The organism is bacterium (genome assembly GCA_024226335.1).
Lineage (GTDB): Bacteria > Myxococcota_A > UBA9160 > SZUA-336 > SZUA-336 > JAAELY01.
In genome coordinates this window covers 26,434-46,766 of record JAAELY010000157.1, presented here as the reverse complement: position 1 = coordinate 46,766, position 20,333 = coordinate 26,434, and the positions used below count along the sequence as shown (strand labels likewise).

The window sequence follows — 20,333 nt, the reverse complement described above, 5'->3', positions numbered from 1 at the left end:
TCTCGGGCGGACTACTGGTCGAGCGAGAGCAGCGCCTCGTTCAAGAAACTCACGGGCACATCGTCTGGCGTCACGTCGCGAATCAGGATTGCCCGGAACTGGTCGAGTTGGTCCCCGGACAACCCGGCCGCTTCGGCGCGCTCCAGAAGTTCCCGCAGCGTCGACAGATAGTAGTCCGCCGGATCACCCTTGCGTTCACTGCGCAGGTGGCGAGCGAAGTCCGCACCCGAAAAACTCGCTCCACTTCCGCGATAGAACGCGATCGCTTCGGCAAACACACCCCGCGCCGCCGGACCGCGACCGACCCCGGGTAGTCCCGTACTCGGATCGAATTGCGCGGACGGACCCAGCACGAACATGGCGGTGTAGCTCTGCAAGAGCTGGCGAAACGGATCGTCTTCGATCCGCGGCTCGTCTTCGACGAGCTGCGCGAACGAGTCACCCGCGAGCGCCCGCTCCAGCAACGCAAACAGCTCGTCCGCGAGCAGCGGTCGCTCCAGAGCTATGTCCCCCGCCAGCAATCCCAGCACTTGCTTGGGCAGAGCTGCGACCTGGATCGGCGCGGCCTCCAACTGTCGACCCGCCTCGAACAGGACCGGTCCAGTTGCCGTCACATCGAGCAAGCTGTCGGCGTCCATCAGATCATCTTCGCTCAGTTCGCTTCCGTCCAGATTCAGCATGCGACGTCTGGTCGAATCGTTGACCAACGCGTCGCTGACTTCAATACCGCTGGGTGTCGCAACCGTAACTCCGACCGGCGCCTGATTTGCGCTCACGAAATTGGCATTCCAGTCCGTACCGGGTCCGCTCGCCGAGATCGAGCCCGCATTGACGGCGATCTCCATCGCGTTGAGGGACCCGAGCCTTGCGTTTCCAGCGGCCGAAACGTCCAGCTTCCCGACAGCCGTCAGAATCTCGCCGGAACCCATCGTCAGATCCCCCGTCGATGCGATCAACTCGAGATCTCCCGCGGAGCCCATGGTCGGGGTTTCCGACGCGTCCCGTCCCTGCGGGTTCAACGCGATCGTTCCGGCGGCGATACGTCGCACCTCTCCGGGATAGGCCGCGACAAACTCGATCGAGCCAGCATTCAAGCTTAGCGTGGAGCCGTCCAGGGCAACATCTCGGGTGGCAATACCTCCCGCAAAGACCTCCAGACTTCCAGTTCCAGAGACCCGCGATGCAAAATCGATCCGATTGCCGAACACCAGGATCTCATCCGCGGTCTCCCCTGTACCACGGATCTCGATGCCATCACCCGCCCGCAATTCCAGCCCATCGGAATCTTCGTCAAGGTGGATGCCCCCGGTGGGAGTGCCCGATTGCGCGTCTGAATCTTCAGGGGGCAAGAGGCCGAGATCGTCGCGAGTCTCAGAATTGGTCGCGAGAACCAGCGTACCCTCTTCGGCCTCTACGCGTTCCGCCATAGCACCTAACATACCAGGTCCGATCAAAACCAGATCCTGTGACGCCCATATGTTTCCACCGATATGAAAACCCTTCTCACCACCCACCGACAAGCTTCCATCCTCTTTACCCAGCGAGCCCAGGTACTCGACCCAGCCTTCACTCGACAGCAGGCGCTGTTCATTGTTTGCAGTCAGCAAGACCTTCTTGTCGGCGGCAACGTCCGTCGCGAGAATCAGATCGCGCCGCGCGATCACATCTCCGGCGAGCACAATATTGCCTTCGCCACTGATCAGGTCGAGCCCGCCATTGACAAACGCAGCTTCGGAAGTTGTTTCGACATCACCCAGGGTCAGATCCCCCAGGGCATCGACCGTGACGTCGGAAGAGTCTTCAGATTCAGACTTCAGGCCGCCGGCGGCCTCCAGGCTACCGTTATGCACCCAGACGGCCTGACCCTCTTTTCCGGAAAAGCCGATGGTTCCTTCGACCTGTACGTTGCCGTTGGTGACCGTCACATCGCCTGCTGTGTCGAGTCCACCGTCGGAAACTTTCAGATCACCGTCCAGCGACGCGTTCGAGAGAAGATCCAGTTTTTGCACGTCTAGCCCACCGGTCACCTTTACGGATTCCGAGCTATCGGTACCGCCACCTAACGTCAACTCACTTCCGGTGACATCGGCCCCATTGACTTGAACTTCGTTCTTGTACGACTGGAACTGGATCTCCATACCTTCGACACCGTCATCGCCGAGCGTATCGAGCGCCAGGAAATCCGCGACGTCGTCCTGCGAAAACCCGGAGTTGCGAGCAAAGGCGCGACGCTGATCGGCCTCTGAGTCCGACGCCTGCAACTCGATACCCGCTGCAAGACTGATCTCGGCGATGTCGTCGCTTTCGGCGTCGCTCGAACCCGCAGCCAGATCGATCTCGTCGGCGACGATCTTCGTCACACCGGCCTCCAGGAGCAGGTTTCCGGTGCCATCGGCACCAGCTTTCAAAACGACGGATGTGCGACCCGTCGCCGTTTCACCCGTGAGGGTGTGCATCGTGAGATCTCCGTTCACTCGGATATCGTCGGATGCCGTCGCGTTCAGGGTCGTCGCATCGACCGTGCTGGTAAACTCCAGATCTCCGGTCGCATTTACCGTCAGTCTGCGGGCCGTCTCATCGGTCTTATCGACTTCCGTGTCCGTGCCCGTGTCCGTGTCTTCTTCGAGGACCAGTACTGGCGTGCGACTCACCGCACCGTCGAAGAGCACGTTTGCACCGACGACACTGGCTTCTTCTCCGTCGGGAAGAGGTTCTGATCGACCAATCCTGATTCCGTTCTCTCCCTCGCTCGTAAGAGTCACGTCGCCGCGTTTTGAAGCGTCGCTGCCGGTGGTGCTGATTGCGCCGGCGAGAGTCAGGGTCTGTTCCGCCGTCAGCTCAATCCGTGGAGCGACGGATTGACCGAGACCGGCCGTCGTCACGTCGGTCACGGTGATGTTCTTCGCCTGAACACTCAGAACCGGATCCGAGGAGGATGAATAGGCCGACTGAAAGGAGATCTTGCCATCCGATTGCACGTCTTCACCGGCGATCAGCCGGAATGCCGTTCCGCTGCTCGAATCCGCGCCTTCGTCAAAGCTCAGATCCTTGAGCGCCGTGATGCTGCCTGACGTGGCTTCGAGTTTGCGCTCCGCCTCGGCGGGGCTCCGGAAATCGGTATTCGACTCGAGGGTGATGTCCCCCTCGCTGGCGGTCACGTTCTGGTGGAAGACCGCGCTCGCATCCAATTGAAGTTCTGGTTCCAGATCGAGGATCGTCAGCTCGCGAACGACGAGATCTGTATCTGCGCTCGAATCCACTTCGACGCCCTCCCGGCCGCCGAGAGTCAGAGCCGTTCCCTCGATCAGATCAATCGTGTTCACGACGACCGATCCACCCTTGGAACGGAGTTCGAGCGCACCGTCGTAATCGACGCCCAGGTTCGGAATGTGCGTCGTGTCATCGATCGTCTTGTCCTGCGCGAGTGAAAAGCTCTCGAGTCCCGAGAACTCGACCGCCGAATCGACGAGTACTTCAGCCTCCGCAGCTTCGCCGCTTATTCCGTTACCGGCTTCGAGTTCCAGTTCTCGCACCGCGAGCTGAACGCCGGCTTCGATCAAGGTGTTTCCCGATCCGTCGCGACCCGCGTGCGTTACCAGGCGGTCGGTATTCACATTGGCAGACACCCGAACTTCGTCGTTGGAAAGCAGCTGCAGTTCGCTCCCGGCTTCGGGCTCGTCAAACACAGAGTCGAGTACGACGTCACCCAGATCGGATTGGAATACGAGTCGATCGGCATTCACACCGGCGAAGTCGTCCAGGTCGATAGCGGCATCCTGGTGAATCTTCAGCTCCTCGGGCCGCGCAGTGCCGTCAGATTTCTTGAACTCCACGTTCGCGAGCTCGACTACGGCGGGTACGTTTTCGGCACCGGACCCGGCTCTCAACTCGATCTCGTCTGCGGAGATCACGACCGGCGTGTCGGCGCTTCCGACGAGACTCAGCTTCCGCTGTGTATCAGTGATCGCCCCCTCTCCCGCATGCATCAGAAGTGAGGCTCCGGCGGTCACGTTCTGACTCACCGTGATGTCGCTGTCCGCGCGCAGAATCAGATTGGCGCTCGTTTCCAGGGCGACGTCCCCATCGAGCGTCATCTCGTCGGGGGTGTCGATCGTTACGGTCTTGGCCCCGATCAGCCCGAGCACCCGGGCAATCTCTGCGCCTGCGATCGCCACACCCTGGAAGTACGAGAACTCCTCCTCGACATCGAAATCAGCGTCGGAGAGTCCGTCGGCGATCAACACCTGGCTATCCACTGAACCCTGGCCGAGTCTGAGGCTCTTGGAACGGATATTCGCACCCAGATTTAGACTGAGTGTTTCGCTGCCCTTCAGAGCGAGGTTCGCAAATTCGGTGTCGGTGGACTCTTTGGTCAGCGAACTCTCGACGATCAGCTCTCGCGCGTTCACGGTCTGAGACAGCGTCGGATCCCGATCGAATACCGCACCCTGGTCGAGTACGAACTGTCCCGCCTCGTCTCCTTTGACGAGAATCTCCGCACCTGACATCGAGAACTTGTCCGCGATCGTCAGATTGCCGTCGGACACCTCAATATCGCCGTCGAGATCGATCGAGACCCCGTCCACGGCTGAGTCTGTATCCGCATCGAGAAGCAGGTCTCCGGTGGTTGCCTTCCAGAGGGTGAAGAGCTGTTCTTCTTCCGGGCTCGTCTGCTCTTCTTCCGAGCTCGTCTGCTCTTCTTCCGGGCTCCCCAACAGAATACGGCCCTTCTCGGCAACGATGGACTGGTCGTACCCAGCTACGTCATCGTCGGGCTCGCCATCCAGAATCACCGTAGAATCAAGAACGATATCGCCCTCGGTGGCTCTCAGGTTGCCACTAAAGGTGGAACGGGCCGTACCCGAGGTCACTTCGAGCGAACGCACCACGAGGTCTCCATCCACCTCTACACCCGCTCTCCGCAGGATGAATCCTCCCAGTACCTCGGTGCCTTCTATCGCTCGGCTCTCCAGTTGCAGATTGGATTTCGCAAGCAAGGCTTCCGCCACACTGGCTTCATCGGCGTTGAGATTTCTGAGATCGATCAGGATCCCGCCCCGGTCCGAACGCAGGTGCAGGTCAATCTGGTCCTCGACCACAAGCCCGGCAATCGAGTTCTGCGTCAGAAAACTCTCGTCGATCCAGAGACCCTGGGAGATCGAAAGCCCTCCAGGAGCCGCTTCTTCGACCAGATCCAGATTCTGCAGTTTCGTGTCTTCGTCGAATTCAATGGACTCATAATCCGATTCATCACCAGCGCTCAGATTGATCTGGTCGCCGCGAAGCGTCACCGCCCCAAGGATGAGAGCGCCGTTGCCGTCGGTGCCCGAAGAAAGCGTCAATTCCGCAGCGCTCAGATCCGTCTGAACATCGAGGGCTCCGGCGGAGAGCAGTTCGAGACTAGCGTCGGGATTCAGGTCGCCGCCTTCCACGCTAAGATCGCCTTCGCTCTGCATTCGGACCGAGGGACCCGAAAGCACGGTAGGGTCCGAGATCGTGAGTGTATCGGGATCCGACACATCGGCTGTGGCGGTCGAGAAGTCGACCGGGTCCTCCAGAACGACCAGTTCCGAACCCGTTCCGGAACATTTCGAACCGGCGCAGATCTCGAGTTTTTCCGTCGCCGCGATCGCAGCCTCGACCGCAACATCGGCACCCGACGAAATCAGGGAGATATTCTTGGCGCTCATCGTTCCCCGGTAGGTGAGTCCGCCGCTGGCCAGCTGCATCGCAGTTCCGACGAGATCGCCGGCGGCCAGACCGACCTTGGCGGCCAGACCGACCCTGAGTTCACCGCCACCGGCGTCGATGACAGAGTCGCTCTCGAACTCCACACCGGTGAGGACCGGGTCTCCGAGTGCGTCCTCCAGCGTCTCCGCCAGACCATTGATCGTCACGGACACGTCGTAGTCGCCCAGACCGTTATTCACCCGCGCGATTGTCACGTCCGAACCGCTGATGAGTACGAAGAAGCCGTTCTCACCCTGAGGACCAATCGTTCCGGCGTTCACGACGTGGCGCCCGATCAGGTCGACGACCTCAGCGGTGATCTGACCGAGGTTCTCCACCTTGCCGACCAGTTGTTGATAACGCACGCGCTCGTCGAGGTCGGGGCTGGCGAGAACATTGTTCACGTCGGTCTCGTCATAAGAACCCGCTGAGGCGTGAAGACCGGTCACGTCGATTTCAGCATTCTCGCCGAACAGGATGCCTGCCGGATTGATCAGGTACACGTGACCGTTCGAGAACAACTTACCGTCGATGCTGGTCGGATCGGCGCTATTGATCCGCCCCAGGTGGCTCCCGCCGTCGAGGTCTGCACCGACGTCATTGGTGATCCTCACCTCGACGGTCTCGTTCGCCAGGATGTCGAAACTGCGGTAGTCCGCCACGCTTTGATCGGTCGCGGTGATCACGGTATCGAGACCCGTCGTGTTGACGCTGGTGTCTCCCTTCACCTCAGTCTCGAGATCGGGCGCGGCTAGCGCAGGAGGCGCCGCAATCAGGGCGCACAGAAGGATGACGAGAGCTTGTTCGATTGTTTTGAAAAGACTCTGCATGATCAGTACCGGAGGGTCGCCTGGACGTGAGTTTCAGAATTGCCGCTGTCGACGCGACGCACTGCGGATTGGGCGATCCCGTAGTCCAGGCGCAGGCTCAGGTTGCGACGCAGGATCAGTTCAATGCCGATGCCAAGTGACGCCAGCGTCTCGTCATCTTCGCCGACCAATGAGTCACTGAACGTGACGTATCCCCAGTCGAAGAAGCCGCGCAGAACCAGATCCCAGTCCGGGCGCCCGTACACGCGCTGCGGCGCGACACGGAACGCGCCAATGACCGGATAGTCGCGCGGAGGTTCGGGACGCAAGCTTCGCGGCCAGTGGTAGCGATATTCAGCTGACATCAACATTCCGCTGTCCGCGGAGATCGTCGACTGCGGGTAGCCGCGTACACTGTGGAAACCACCGAGCACGAATTCGGACTGCGGAATCAGGCGCGTGTCGAAAGCGTACTGACCGCGCGTGCGCAGTGCGATCTCGTGCGCCAGGGTCGAACTGCTGGAGGTACGGTCGTAGCGCCAGGCCTCGCCATTGAACCAGGGTTCGAGGTAGAACGTGTAGTTGCCGCTCCAGCGCAGCAGGCGCCAGTCGTCGTCGACCTGCGACCGCCCCAACAGAAAGAGCTCGTCTTCTCGCGAAGAGGTACCGGCGAGCGAAGACAGGTTTGCTTCGAAGCCCAGCGATGCGCTCAACGCCGAAGTATCGGCGTAGCGTTCGACTTCGAGAGCCAGCGAAGGCACGAGAAACGTTTCCTCCCCCTTGGGACTCGCGATGTTCGAAACCTCGATGTCCATCCAGCGCAGACCGCCAACCAGATCGACGAAGAGTTTCCGCCGCTGGTATACGTTGCGCACGAGTTCTGCGCCCGCGTTCCACTGCGTACCTTCGAATTTCTCGCCCGCAAACGCGTACTGGGATGCACTGTAGTCGCTCCAACCGGCCTTCAGACGCAGACGCATGCTCAGCGGAACACCGATCTCGTAGGACCCGAACGCGGCGTGCACGTCGTCGAAGTCGCCGGTCACGTAGTCGAAGCGCAGCACGTCGTCGTGCCCTGTGAACTGCGAGTGAGAAAAACCGAAACGCTGGCGAGACTCCGTCGTCTGCTCGGTTCCGGTATTCGACCACTGGCTGTACAGCGTCCAGGGGCGCTCCTCGGCGACCAGATAGTCCACGAATACCCCACCGTGTTGGCGAGCGGGAGTCATCGAGACATCGACACGACGTCCCGGATAACGACTGGCGCTGGCCAGGTAGTCGTCGAGTTGTGTTCGCGACAGGAGATCGCCCTGATCGCGCTGGCCCGCGCCCACGGGTTGTAGTGGAGATGATTCCTTGATTCGGCGGTGGGCCGGTGCGTCGACAGGCTCCACGGCACCGCTCTTCGGCCCCCTCGCGAAAGCGCGCAGGCCCGCGACCCGTCCCGTATGCACGACGATCCGCAACTCGGTCTGTCCCCGCTCGCGCCGATCTTCTCCAGTGTCCGGGTCGATGTCCTCCGGATGAGGTGAAACGAAGACGCCGATCAGACCCCGGCGCTCGAACTCGCGCACGATCTGTTCGTTGAGTTCGCGCAATCCGGTCGCGTAGATCTGCATTGGCGCGTGACGCTCAATCTCGGAGATCTCCACGAAGATGTTCCGACCGCCGCGGCGGGCGCCGACGTAGCCATCCCCCGCATTCCCGAAGCCGAGTTGCGTCTCGCGAATCTCGGCGAGTGGTGGATGCAACGGGTGAGCCTGTGCGTACTCGACCCGGATCGCACTGACGAGATAGAGCGGACCCTGGGTGGCGGAGTGCTCACCTCGAACGCTGCGGCTTGCGGCCGCCCACCCCGTGTCGGGAGCAAGCAAGAGCAAAAACAGCGCGAACGAGGCCAGCCATCGCTGGGTGGGGGGGTATTTCAAAGCTGCCGGTCTCCATGGGGCGGAGGTCGGTTTTCAAGACCGGTGCCCGCTCCTATTTAACTTGGCAGGGGGGCGAAAGTCAATCATTCCGACGCCACGATAATCCGCGTAACATGCTAATTTTGCGTGGATTTTGCGACATCCCTGCCTGTATCACCCACCCGCAGAGCGGGCCGAAAAGGCCCCGTCGCGAGGCTGCTTCACGGGACTCCGAAAACTGCCAGAAGGAGCGTTTTCAGGGGCTCTCGCAGACCGAAAATAAATCAGCCCGCAGCCGACTCGATCAGCTCCACGAAGCGCTCGAGCGCCTGCGGAACGCCGTCGGGCTGGTTGCCGCCTGCCTGCGCAAAGTCCGGTCGGCCACCTCCCGACCCGCCGACTAGAGTCGAGATCTCCTTGACCAGCGCGCCGGCCTTGAACCGGTTGGTCAGGTCCGAGGTAACGCCCAGGGCCAGCGAAACCTTGTCGTTCTGACGCACCGCCAGCAGAACCAGGCCCGAGCCGAGGCGCTGCTTCAGCTCGTCGATCATCTGACGCAGTTCCTTGGGATTGGCATCCTCGACTTCGGCTGCGATCAGCTTCACACCGGCAACTTCGCGTGCGCTCTGCAAGGGATCGCCCGAGCCACCGCGCCGCATCTGCGCACGCGTCTTCTCGAGTTCGCGTTCGAGTTCACGCTGCCGTTCGAGCATTTTCGAGATGCGTTCGGGCAGATCGGCGGGACTTGCGCGCAACAGTCCGGAAGCCTCGCGCAACAGGCTTTCGTCTCGGCGGCTCTGCTGGATGACCCCGAAACCGGTCTGTGCCTCGACGCGCCGCACGCCCGCGCCAATTGCGGATTGCCCGATGATGCGGAAGCAACCGATGTCGCCCGTCGCGCTGGCGTGGGTACCTCCGCATAGCTCGACGGAAGGACCAAAAGTGACGACTCGCACCTCATCGCCGTACTTCTCACTGAACATCGCGATTGCACCTGCCGCGATCGCATCCGGGTACGACCGGGTCTCCACACTGGAGCCGATGTTCTCGAAGATCAATCCGTTGACCAGATCCTCGACCTCGCGAATCTCGTCGCCGGTCAGCGGATTGTCGTGCGTGAAATCGAAGCGAAGACGCTCTGGACCGACGAGCGATCCAGCCTGCGTGACCTGGGAACCCAGTACCTGGCGCAGAGCCCACTGGAAGAGGTGCGTCCCAGAGTGGTTGCGAAACGTCGCCGCGCGTTGCTCGCGATCGACTTCGAGCTGCACGTCTTCACCGGAGCGGATCGTTCCGATGCCGACACAGCCGGTGTGTACGATCAGTCCCTCGACGGGTCTCTGTACGTCTTCGACCTCGACGGCTCCGGATTCGGTGCTGATCTTGCCGACATCCCCCACCTGGCCGCCGCTCTCCGCGTAAAACGGCGTCGTCGGTACGATCACCTCGACGCGCTCGCCTTCGCTCGCCTGTTGGACGCGCTCGCCCGCGACCAGGATCGCTGAGATCTTCGAACGCCCTGCAAGCTGTTCGTAACCGACGAACTCCGAAGAAAGCTCGTTCGCCAGTGCGTTGTAGACTTCGGCCGGTGCGGCCTCGCCCGAACCCTTCCAGGCTGCGCGTGCTCGTTCAGCCTGTTCGCGCATGCACTCGTCGAAACGATCCTGATCGTAATCCAGGCCGTGTCCCCGCAGAATGTCCTGCGTCAGGTCGGTTGGAAACCCGAAAGTGTCGTAGAGCTGGAACACCACGTCGCCGGAGAGTCTCGTGTGCTTGTCGCGGCGCACCGCGACAATCTGCTCGTCCAAGAGTGCGAGCCCACGCCCGAGCGTCTTGAGGAAGCGTTCTTCTTCCTTGCGGATCGTGTCGCGAATGAAATCCCGGCGCTCGCGGATTTCGGGAAAGGCGGCACCCATCTCCTGGATCACCGTATCCGCCACCTCGAAGAGGAAGGGCTCATCAATTCCGAGCAAGACGCCGTGGCGCGCAGCCCGGCGCAGAACGCGACGCAAGACGTATCCGCGACCCGCATTGCTGGGCAAGACGCCGTCGCCGATCAGGAAGGTGCAAGCGCGCACGTGGTCGGTCACCACGCGAATCGAAACGTCTTTGTCGGGATCGCTACCGTACTCGTAGCCCGCGATCTGCTGTACGCGCGCCATGATCGGTCGAAACAGGTCAGTATCGTAGTTGCTGGTGACACCCTGCATCACCGTCGCGATGCGCTCGAGCCCCAGGCCGGTATCGACACTGGGACTCGGCAATTCTTTACGTGTCCCGTCCGGCGCCTGCTCGAACTGCATGAACACCAGATTCCAGAGTTCGAGGAAACCCGGACCCGAAGGGTCACCCCCTTTCTCCATGATCTCGGGATCAGTGATCAGGTGGATCTCCGAACAGGGACCACAGGGACCGGTATCCCCCATCTGCCAGAAGTTCTCCGCATCGTCGAGGCGGAAAATGCGCTCTTCGGCCAGGCCGATCTCGTCACGCCAGAGTTCGTAGGCCTCCTGATCGTCCTTGTGCACCGAGACCACGAGTCGTTCGGGAGCCAGACCCACAATATTCGTCAGGAAGTCCCAGCCGTACTCGATCGCTTCGCGCTTGAAGTAATCGCCGAACGAGAAATTGCCGAGCATCTCGAAGAGCGTCTGATGCGAAGGGGATCGGCCGACCTCTTCGAGGTCGTTGTGTTTGCCCGAAACCCGCATGCAGCGCTGGGAGGAGACCGCGCGATTGTAGTCGCGGCTCTCTTCGCCGGTGAACACGCGCTTGAACGGCACCATGCCCGCGTTCGTGAACATGAGCGTGGCGTCCCCCTGTGGAACTGTGGGAGCTGACGGGACCACCTGGTGGCCCCGCTCCGCGAAGTAGTCCAGAAACGCCTGTCTGATTTCGTTGCCCGTCATGCGACGAGAGCATAGCGCCTGGAAGTTTTCGCGGCAGAAGCCACCGGAACTCCACGAAGGGATCGGAGCCGACTCCGAACGGGAAGCTGGGCCCAGACCCGAGACGACTCGCGACACCTGGCCGCCGAAGCACCCATGCTTCCCGCAGCAGTCATGGGTCAGCCTGCTAGAAACGCTCGATCTTCAGCCCGTCTTCCGGCTCGGCATCGAGCAGGTCGATGTCGGCCTCGCTGGCGTCTTCCTCGAAATCGTCCCAGGTGCTATCCGAAGTGCCCGAAATGCCCTTGAAACGCAGGGCGAAGTCGTCGGGGTTGGACACATGAGTCAACGCCTCGTCGTAGGCGACGACTCCGTTCTTCACATGGGCCATCAGAGACTGGTCAAAGGACTGCATGCCGTAGCTCACATAGCCCTTGGCGATCGCATCCGGGATCTCTTTGCTCAATTCCTTGTCGGCGATGCACTCGCGTATGCGCGAGGTCGAGATCATGACCTCAACCGCGGGCACGCGACCCTTGCCGTCGGCGCGGGGAACGAGACGCTGGCTGATGATTCCCTTGATGATCGATGCCAGCTGGAGACGAATCTGAGGCTGCTGATGCGGAGGGAAGGCCGACACAATTCGGGTGATGGTCTCGGCGGCATCGATCGTGTGCAGGGTCGACATGACCAGATGACCGGTCTCGGCCGCCGTGAGCGCCGTTTCGATCGTCTCGAAGTCGCGCATCTCACCCAGCAGGATCACGTCTGGATCCTGACGGAGAGCTGCCCGTAGTGCGTTGGAGAAGCTGAGCGTGTCGACACCGATCTCGCGCTGGTTGACGACCGAGCGCTTGTCTCGGATCAGGAACTCGATCGGATCCTCGATGGTCATGATATGACAGGTGCGATTCGTATTGATCGCATCGATCATCGCCGCCAGGGTGGTCGACTTTCCGGAACCGGTGGTTCCGGTGACCAGGATCAAGCCGCGCGGCTCCATGGCAATCTTCTCGACCACTTTGGGCAGCACGAGTTGGTCGATGGTCTTGACGCCGAACGGAATCACACGAAAGACGACACCCGCCGTCCCTCTTTGCATGAACGCGTTTACGCGAAATCGGCCGAGACCCGCGATCGAGTACGCCAGGTCGATCTCGTGGTTCTTCTCGAACTGAGCCTTCTGGCCCGGCGTCATGATCTTGTCGCAGATCTCCTTGAGCTTTTCGGGGCCCAATCGCTCGCTGTTCTTTAGCGGAACGAGCGCTCCATCCACACGGAACAGAGGAGGAAGACCTGCCTTCAGATGGATGTCAGATGCATTTCCCTTGATGGCGATCGTCAGGATTTCGTTCAGGTCCATTCCAGCCAAGCCGAACCGCCCCTCGGTCGGTACCTGCGTTCATCGGGAATCGCTGAACGGACAGCACCGGTGGTTACCGGAGGTTGATCGACGTGAGCCAGAACGATCTTGAGGCGTAGCGGGCGAGGCTTCGCGCCGGATGCGTACTCTTTACGCCTTTGCTGCCGCCTCTTTCTCGGGTGCACCTTCCGCCGTTCCGGCCGGACTCTCGAAGGCGACCGGGGCCTTGCGCTTGATACCCGCGTGGCCGTACACCAGTTCGGCAACTCGACCGTAGACCTCCGGGTTCTCGCGCAGGAACTTCTTGGAATTCTCCCGGCCCTGCCCGATCCGAGTGCCCTCGAAGCTGTACCAGGTGCCGCTCTTCTCGAGCAGTCCGAAGTCGGTCGCCAGGTCGAGAATATCGCCTTCGCGTGAAATGCCCTGATTGAACATCAGGTCGAACTCCGCCTGCCGGAACGGTGGCGCGCACTTGTTCTTGACCACCTTGACGCGCGTGCGATTGCCGATCGCTTCGGTACCGTCCTTGATCTGGCCAATACGTCGTACGTCCAGTCGCACCGATGAGTAAAACTTCAGAGCGTTTCCACCCGAGGTCGTCTCGGGATTGCCGAACATCACGCCGATCTTCATGCGGATCTGGTTGATGAAGACCATCGCCGTGCTGGAACGCGCCAGGTTTCCGGTCAGCTTGCGCAACGCCTGACTCATGAGTCGGGCCTGCAAACCTACGTGGGTATCCCCCATTTCACCTTCGATCTCGGCGCGCGGCACGAGCGCCGCGACGGAGTCGATCACGATCATCTCGATGGCCCCGGAGCGCACGAGCATGTCGGCGATCTCGAGCGCCTGCTCCCCGGTGTCGGGTTGCGAAACGAGCAGTTCTTCGACGTTGACACCCAGCTTCGCGGCGTAGCTCACGTCAAGTGCGTGCTCAGCGTCGATGAACGCGGCGACGCCACCGGCGCGCTGGCACTCGGCCACCGCGTGCAGAGCGAGTGTGGTCTTGCCCGAGGATTCCGGACCGTACACTTCGATGACGCGGCCGCGCGGCAGTCCCCCGATACCGAGGGCGATGTCGAGACCTGGAGAGCCCGTCGAGATGACCGGAACTTCCTGGCCCAGCTGGTCCGCGCCCATCTTCATGATCGCGCCTTTGCCGAATTGTTTTTCGATCGAGGCCATCATCAGGTCGACGGACTTTCGCTTTTCGTCTTTGAGGTCTTGTGCTCGCGCCATGCGTTTCTCTCCTACATCTCTGGGGCGAAATCGATTGCTCGGTCTTCGTCATCTACACCGAGGGGCAGATGAGCGAGGGGGACATGCCGAGCGCCGTCGGGGGAGAGACGGCTCTCGTAGAGTATGACTTGTTCAACGCGGAAAGGGACCTCTTCGGGTGCTTTCATGCGTTCAACGTCGACCCGCTCGGGTGTGCGCAGACGTGCCAATGTGAGGTGGGCGCGGAAGGGCCGCTTCTCGCGAGCTACACCGACGACCTTCGACGCGGCGTCGACCTTGCGCGCGAGCTTGGCCAGATCGCTCAACCCCGTGGTTACGCCGAGCCACAACACACTGGCCTCGCGCGCATTCGGGAATGCGCCGAGTCCCCCGAGAGCCGCCTCGAAAACCGCGACACCTGCGAGCTTTGCCTGCAGGCGTTGGATCAGTTTCGGTAGCTGGTCCCGATCCACGTCGCCCAGGAATTTGAGCGTCAAGTGCAGATTTTCGGCGGGCGTCCAGCGCGCGCGCTCTCCAAGAGCGACACGTGCATCGGCCAGCGCCTCAGCAGCGGAATCCCGCACGCTCTCGGGCAGCGGAACTGCGATAAAGGTGCGCAGGGGTTCGCTCACGGGCGCGCCCCTCGCAGACGGGGAAAGGTCTCGCGCGTGATTTCGAGACCCAGCAGTCTGCGCCGCAGCCAGTCGAGCGCGATCTGCGCCGAGAGTTCCTTGTTGCGCGCGCGCTCGCTCATCAGGTCGTAGCGCATCGCGACGGTACCCTCGGCATCCGCCAGCGCCAGAAACACGGTTCCCACGGGTTTTTCGGGCGTGCCGCCACCTGGACCGGCGATCCCGGTGGTCGCCAGCCCGATGTCGGACCCCGAACGCCGCCGCACGCCCTCGGCCATCTGCCGGGCCACGGGCTCGGAGACGGCACCGTGCTGTTCGAGCGTGGCCGCATCGACCTCGAGTTCGCGCACCTTGGCCTCGTTTGCGTAGGCCACCACGCCCTGCAGAAAATAGGCAGAGCTTCCGGGCACGTCGGTCAGACGGCTCGCGATCAGTCCTCCCGTACAGGATTCGGCCACGGCCAGCGTCTTGTCTCGCTCGAGCAGAAGCTCGCCGACGATTTCGTGCATGAAGCGATCGCTCTCTCCCAGAATGACGTCGCCCAGGCGTCCGGCGATTTCGTCGAGCACGCTCCGCAACTTTTCCTCAGCATCGGCAGCACTTTCGGCCCGCACGCGGACCCGCACCAGATTGTCGGGAAACTGGGTGCGAAAACCGATATCGGTGTCGGGATCGTCGCGAGCCAGATCGTCGAGGATGCGATCGAGATTCGATTCACCCTGGCCGAAGGTACGCACGAGGGTCGCGCGAACGACGCCGCGCCGATCGATCCGACTGGCGATGCGCGGCAGCACCTGCTCATCGACCATGCGGTAGAGTTCCCGCGGGACGCCCGGCATGAAGAAAAGCAGCGTCGGATCCGCAGAACCGGCGGCGCCCGTCACGGGATCCACGTCGAGCATGAAGCCCGGTGCGGTCCCCGCGGGGTTGGGCAGTGGCTCTGCGCCCTCCGGGAAATCGGCCTGCTTCGCGTTGTTCTCGGCCATTTCGCGCTGAAAGCGGCGGAAGAATCCCTTGATGTGCTCGAGTGACTCGGGATCGCGCACGAGTTTGCGGCCGAAGCTGGCCGCGGCGACCTCCGAGGTAATATCGTCGCGAGTCGGCCCGAGACCGCCGGAAACCAGAACGATGCGCGCGCGGGAGGCGGCCTCGCGCAGCACCTCGCGGATTGCGGCCGCGTCATCAGCAACCGTGACGTGTCGTGCACTCTCGATTTCCAGCCTCAAGAGACGCTCTGAGAGCACGGACTTGTTGGAATCTACGATCTCACCGCGCAGCAGTTCGTCGCCAATCGTCACGATCCACGCGGCCTCGCGAGACTGCGTCATAGCAGGCCTTCGGGAAATCCGAGGCGCCAGACGATCTGGCCGATCAGATTCGCGTAGGCACCCGCGACGAGGTCATCGGCCATGACGCCGAAACCCCCGGGCAGGCGTTCGGCTTGACGCACCGGCGGCGGCTTCCAGATGTCAAACAAGCGAAACAAACCGAAGCCCAACAAGACTACGTCGAGCCTGAGAGGCAAGAAGGCGAGGGCCAGTAGCTGACCGGCGACTTCGTCGATCGTGATCCGGCCATCGTCGTGCCGGCCAAAGAAACTCTCCGCCCTCTGGGCCGACCAGACCCCAACGACCGCTGTGCCGACCAGGGCCAGCAGATAACTCGGTGGCGCGAGACTGGAAAGGGGGACGAACAGAAACACCGCGAACAGCGAGCCCCAGGTCCCCGGGGCGACCGGCAGGAATCCGGTCCCAGCCGCCGACGCGAGAAAGAGAATGAAAATTCTCATTGTAATTCAAGTACTTCTGCCACTCTCGCGCAAGGTAGTCAGCGCTTTCCGGGGCGTCAACCAGGCGAAAATATAGCGAAAGAATATCCATCGGTCACGCGCAACAGCGCGCCCTAAGGTCCGGGCCCGAAAAGGCCGATTTGCGTCACGAGACCCTTGCGCCATCTGCGGCCTTCGCATGGCGCTCATTTGCCCGTTTCGTCCAATCTTGTCACCGGAGACGCATGAGTCAGGCCAGCCCCAGCCGGGAGAGCGTTTCACCGCTGCTTCTGGAACTCGCTCGCTCGGTACGCGCGCGCGAGTTCTACCCGAGAACGCATCCGGCCATGCGCGATGCGCTCGAACACATGACTGGGCTCTGGCTGGCAGCTCTGGTCCACATGAATGGGATCGACCTGAGTTTCCGTCAGGCGAGTTTCGTGTTGTCCAAGGGCGGGGAAATGCGCGGGCCGGGCATCGACGATCTCGCGGGAGCGCTCCTGGTTCGCCGGGTGAGGCGCCTGCGAGTCCTGCCAGAACTCGAGGCCGGCGAACTCGCGGCGCTGGTGGAAGTCTTGGTCATGGATCCGGAGAGCCTGCTCGCAATTGGTGGCTTTCAGCAGGGCCTGGAGGATGCAGGGGTCTTCAACGTGACGACGCTGGAACCCAAACCCGACGAGGGGATCGCCCTCGCGAGTCCGGTTCGTGCGGAGCCGACGACGGAAAGCGAACCGGCAGAAAAGGCAGCGCCGGTCGAAACACCCGTTTCCAGCGACGACACCGTGATGCTGGTACGCCAGCTGGCGGAGATCGAGATCTGTGAGGACCCACTGGAGTACGCGAAACGGGCCGCGGAAATCGGCAGCACCGTCGCCGCGATGCTGCGCCACGGCGATCGCATCGATGCGTACCGCTCAATGCTGGTTTTCGCTCGGCACGCCGATGGCCGCCTGCACAAAAACGAGATCCGCCGCGAAGCCGCGGAGCGCCTGCGCGCACTGGCACGCGATCCGTCCCTGATGGAGTTCCTGCTCGGGCAGGCCTGCGCGACCTCAGGCCTTACCAGCGTGCAGGCAACCCAGGCCTTGATGTGCATCGGCCCGAGCGCGGTGCCGCACCTGTTGCGACGGCTGAACCAGGTGGGTTCGAACACGCAGGGGCAGACAACCGCAGTGCTGATCGCGATGGGCGGACAGGCCTTGCCCGCCGTCGTCGAAGAACTCTCCACAACGGAACCGGAACGTGCACGCCGCGCCGCGCGTCTGCTGGGCGAGATGCAGAATCCCGAAGGGGTCGAGTTCCTACTCAACAGCCTGCGCAGTCGAGACAATCGAATTCGCCGCGAGGGTGCGCGCGCACTTGCCCGGATCGGCAGCGAAAAGGCCCTGCATGGCTTGATCGAGGCTCTGGCCAGTCCCGAACCGGGCCTGGCCGTGGCCGCCGCCGCCGCCCTGGGAAGGGCCCGCGGAAGTCGCGCGATCCCGGCACTGGCGGCGGCACTCGACGATCACAGCGGTGCTTCCGAGGAAGTCCGCCGAGAGGCCATCCAAAGCCTCGGCAGAATTGGAGGGTCAGGTGCGATTTCGGTGCTGGAGAAGGTGCTCGGGCAGAATGCCTTGCTTCAGCGCAGACGCCTGCGGGAGCGCCAGGCGCTTGCGGCCCAGGCGATTGCCCGGATCGGTGGCGACCAGGCCCGGCGGGTGCTGACCGCGTACTTGCGCGACGGCGGCGGCGACGTGCGGCGGCTGTGCGAGGCTGCGCTCGAGCAGATGGTTGTCCCGGCAACGCCGTGAAGAGGATAGGGCCGTGAAGACCACCGGAACAGGCTTCCGGCACTGGCGGCGGGCGGAAGCTGAAGCGCGTTCTGCTACCGTGGCCGGGTGCGAACCCTGGCCCTGGATTACGGAGAGCGCAGGATCGGCGTGGCCATCACCGACCCGACCGGAACCCTCGCGCAACCGCTCGAGACGATCGAACGCCCGCGCGGTGACCGCGCCATGGGCATAGCCCGCATCCGCGAACTGGTCACGGAGTACGGCGTGGATCGGATCGTGATCGGACTGCCGTTGAATCTGGACGGAAGCCGCGGGCCACAGGTCGAACTGACCGAGCGCTTCGGCAAACGGGTGGCGAGTGCGACCGGTGTGGCCGTCGAGTATCAGGATGAGCGCTGGACCTCGGCCGAGGCCGAGCGCGCGATGGCCGACTCCGGTATGTCGTCCCGCAAGCGTCGCGGTCGTGTCGATCCGATCGCGGCCTCCCTGCTCTTGCGATCGTTCATCGAGCGGAACCCCAGGTGAACGGCAAGACCGCAGTCTGGATTGCGAGCGGAGTCGCCGCGGTCGCCGTATTGGTGCTGCTCGGGGTCGTGCGCTTCAGCCTGAACGGTCTCGACGTGGCAGCCGGTCAAAATGCGACCCAGCACGTGTTCGTCGTACGGGCGGGCGAGTCGCTGCATTCGATCGCCGATCGCCTGCAGACCCGGGATCTACTGCCCGATCGCACGTTGTTCGGTCCGGGTGTGCTGGTCGCCTATGCGCGCTACGCCGGACTGGATCGCGACGTGAAGATCGGCGAATACGACCTGGCGGCGAACATGACGCCGCGTTTGATCCTGGAAAAACTGGTCACCGGAGCCGTCAAGACCCACCCGGTCACCATCCCCGAGGGCCTGCGTCTGGACGAAGTGGCCGAGCGGCTGCAGGCCGCCGAGATCACCAGCGCAGACGCTTTTCTGGAAAAGGCCCAGGATGCTCAGTTCGCCCAGCAACTCGGCGTGAACGCCGCGACTTTCGAGGGCTATCTGTACCCCGAGACCTATCGCTTCCGCCGCGGGACCCCGGCCCAGGAAGTGGTTAGCTGGATGTTCGAAGAGTTCAGAAGCCGCTTCAGCGATGAAGATCGCGCGGCCATCGCCGCGTCGAGACTCGATCTTCACCAGATCCTCACGCTTGCCTCGATCGTCGAAAAAGAAACCGCCGTCGACGCTGAGCGCCCGCTGGTTGCCGCCGTCTACGACAATCGCCTGCGCAAGCGCATGCGCCTGCAGTCCGACCCGACGGTGATCTACGGCATCCTGAACACCCGGGGCGAGTGGGACGGCGACATCCGCAATCGCGACCTCAGGGAAGACACCGCCTACAACACCTACACACGCTCGGGACTGCCACCGGGCCCGATCTCGAGCGCCACGATCGAATCGATCCGTGCGGTCCTGGCCCCTGCCGATGTACCCTATCTGTACTTCGTGTCCCGCAACGACGGGACTCACGTCTTCTCGAGAACCCTGAACGAGCACAACCAGGCGGTGAACCGCTACCAACGGAGACGTCGCTCGGGTTCTTGAGAGTCTCTCAGGAATCCCCAGGAGGAGAAGCGCATGTCGGAGCCGAGCGAGTATTTCAAGAAGATGGTCCCCGAAGCCTGGAACCGGCGCCTGCAGGAGCAGCTCGACTGCGGTCCCGAAGGTGCCGAGCTACTCGAAAAAATGCGCACTGCTAACTTCTCGTTGGCCATCCTCGTGCCCGACGCGGGCAGCTATCAGCTTCTGGTGCGAAACGGCGAGATGACCACGGCCAGCATCGCGGAGCCCGACGTTTTGCTGTCGATGCAGATGGGCACCAGCGACTGCGGAAAACTCGAAGCGAGCGTCGGATCGTCCCCCATGGCCTTGCTTGGTGGCGTCGGTGGAACACCGGACTTCGTCCTGACACCGTCCCGGCTCGAGGTTTTCAAGGAGATCGAAGGCACGATGCGCGTCCAGGTCACCGGCGACGATGCCTGGGGCGTCACGATCCACTTCGGCGCTCCGCCCGTGCCCGATCCGCTCACGACAATCTCGATTCCCGAAGAAGAGTTTCAGCAGCTGATCTCAGGCGAACTCGACCTGCAGGGAGCTTTCATGACGGGAAAGCTGGAAATGGAAGGCGACGTCGAAGTCCCCATGAAGATGGCCATGGCCATCATGGCTCCGGAGTGATTGGCGTTCGTACTCTTTGAGCTTCGAACGCCGGGATCG

12 protein-coding genes are annotated in these 20,333 nt (G+C 62.3%); 4 read left to right on the top strand and 8 right to left on the bottom strand.

Annotated elements, in window-relative coordinates; translation table 11 throughout:
- Positions 1-11 precede the first annotated feature (11 nt).
- From GY725_07575 to GY725_07540, 8 genes are all read right to left on the bottom strand, one after another.
- Positions 12-6,458 carry a filamentous hemagglutinin N-terminal domain-containing protein gene (locus tag GY725_07575; protein MCP4004039.1) on the bottom strand — a complete coding sequence of 2,149 codons (6,447 nt, stop codon included), beginning with the start codon at positions 6,456-6,458 and terminating at the stop codon, positions 12-14.
- A 104-nt stretch (positions 6,459-6,562) separates the two neighbouring features.
- Positions 6,563-8,467, bottom strand: a complete 1,905-nt coding sequence (locus tag GY725_07570; protein ID MCP4004038.1) for a ShlB/FhaC/HecB family hemolysin secretion/activation protein — start codon at positions 8,465-8,467, stop codon at positions 6,563-6,565.
- A 263-nt stretch (positions 8,468-8,730) separates the two neighbouring features.
- The gene (gene alaS, locus GY725_07565) at positions 8,731-11,355 is read right to left on the bottom strand and encodes an alanine--tRNA ligase (protein ID MCP4004037.1); all 2,625 of its coding nucleotides are present in this window, start codon (positions 11,353-11,355) and stop codon (positions 8,731-8,733) included.
- Positions 11,356-11,521: 166 nt separating this feature from the next.
- The gene (locus tag GY725_07560; GenBank protein MCP4004036.1) at positions 11,522-12,697 is read right to left on the bottom strand and encodes a type IV pilus twitching motility protein PilT; all 1,176 of its coding nucleotides are present in this window, start codon (positions 12,695-12,697) and stop codon (positions 11,522-11,524) included.
- A 150-nt stretch (positions 12,698-12,847) separates the two neighbouring features.
- Positions 12,848-13,936: a recombinase RecA gene (gene recA / locus GY725_07555; protein MCP4004035.1), complete on the bottom strand. Its 1,089-nt coding sequence runs from the start codon at positions 13,934-13,936 to the stop codon at positions 12,848-12,850.
- Between the two features lie 11 nt (positions 13,937-13,947).
- A complete protein-coding gene (gene thpR, locus GY725_07550) occupies positions 13,948-14,547 on the bottom strand; it encodes an RNA 2',3'-cyclic phosphodiesterase (protein ID MCP4004034.1) in 600 nt (199 codons plus the stop codon).
- On the bottom strand, positions 14,544-15,875 hold the full coding sequence (locus GY725_07545) for a competence/damage-inducible protein A (GenBank protein MCP4004033.1): 1,332 nt from the start codon (positions 15,873-15,875) through the stop codon (positions 14,544-14,546). Before GY725_07545 ends, thpR begins: the two co-directional genes overlap by 4 nt.
- Positions 15,872-16,336 carry a phosphatidylglycerophosphatase A gene (locus GY725_07540; protein MCP4004032.1) on the bottom strand — a complete coding sequence of 155 codons (465 nt, stop codon included), beginning with the start codon at positions 16,334-16,336 and terminating at the stop codon, positions 15,872-15,874. Before GY725_07540 ends, GY725_07545 begins: the two co-directional genes overlap by 4 nt.
- Before the next feature lie 224 nt (positions 16,337-16,560).
- On the opposite strand from GY725_07540, the gene GY725_07535 reads away from it, so the two are divergent.
- The 4 genes from GY725_07535 to GY725_07520 all read left to right on the top strand — a co-directional run bounded on the left by GY725_07535 (position 16,561) and on the right by GY725_07520 (position 20,294).
- Entirely contained in the window at positions 16,561-18,108 is a 1,548-nt protein-coding gene (locus tag GY725_07535) for a HEAT repeat domain-containing protein (GenBank protein ID MCP4004031.1), read from the top strand.
- A gap of 87 nt (positions 18,109-18,195) precedes the next feature.
- Positions 18,196-18,615, top strand: coding sequence for a Holliday junction resolvase RuvX (gene ruvX, locus GY725_07530; GenBank protein MCP4004030.1), 420 nt, complete (start codon positions 18,196-18,198; stop codon positions 18,613-18,615).
- The gene (gene mltG / locus GY725_07525) at positions 18,612-19,661 is read left to right on the top strand and encodes an endolytic transglycosylase MltG (GenBank protein ID MCP4004029.1); all 1,050 of its coding nucleotides are present in this window, start codon (positions 18,612-18,614) and stop codon (positions 19,659-19,661) included. The genes ruvX and mltG overlap by 4 nt, the downstream gene beginning before the upstream one ends.
- A gap of 33 nt (positions 19,662-19,694) precedes the next feature.
- The gene (locus GY725_07520) at positions 19,695-20,294 is read left to right on the top strand and encodes an SCP2 sterol-binding domain-containing protein (GenBank protein ID MCP4004028.1); all 600 of its coding nucleotides are present in this window, start codon (positions 19,695-19,697) and stop codon (positions 20,292-20,294) included.
- The last annotated feature ends 39 nt before the right edge of the window (positions 20,295-20,333 follow it).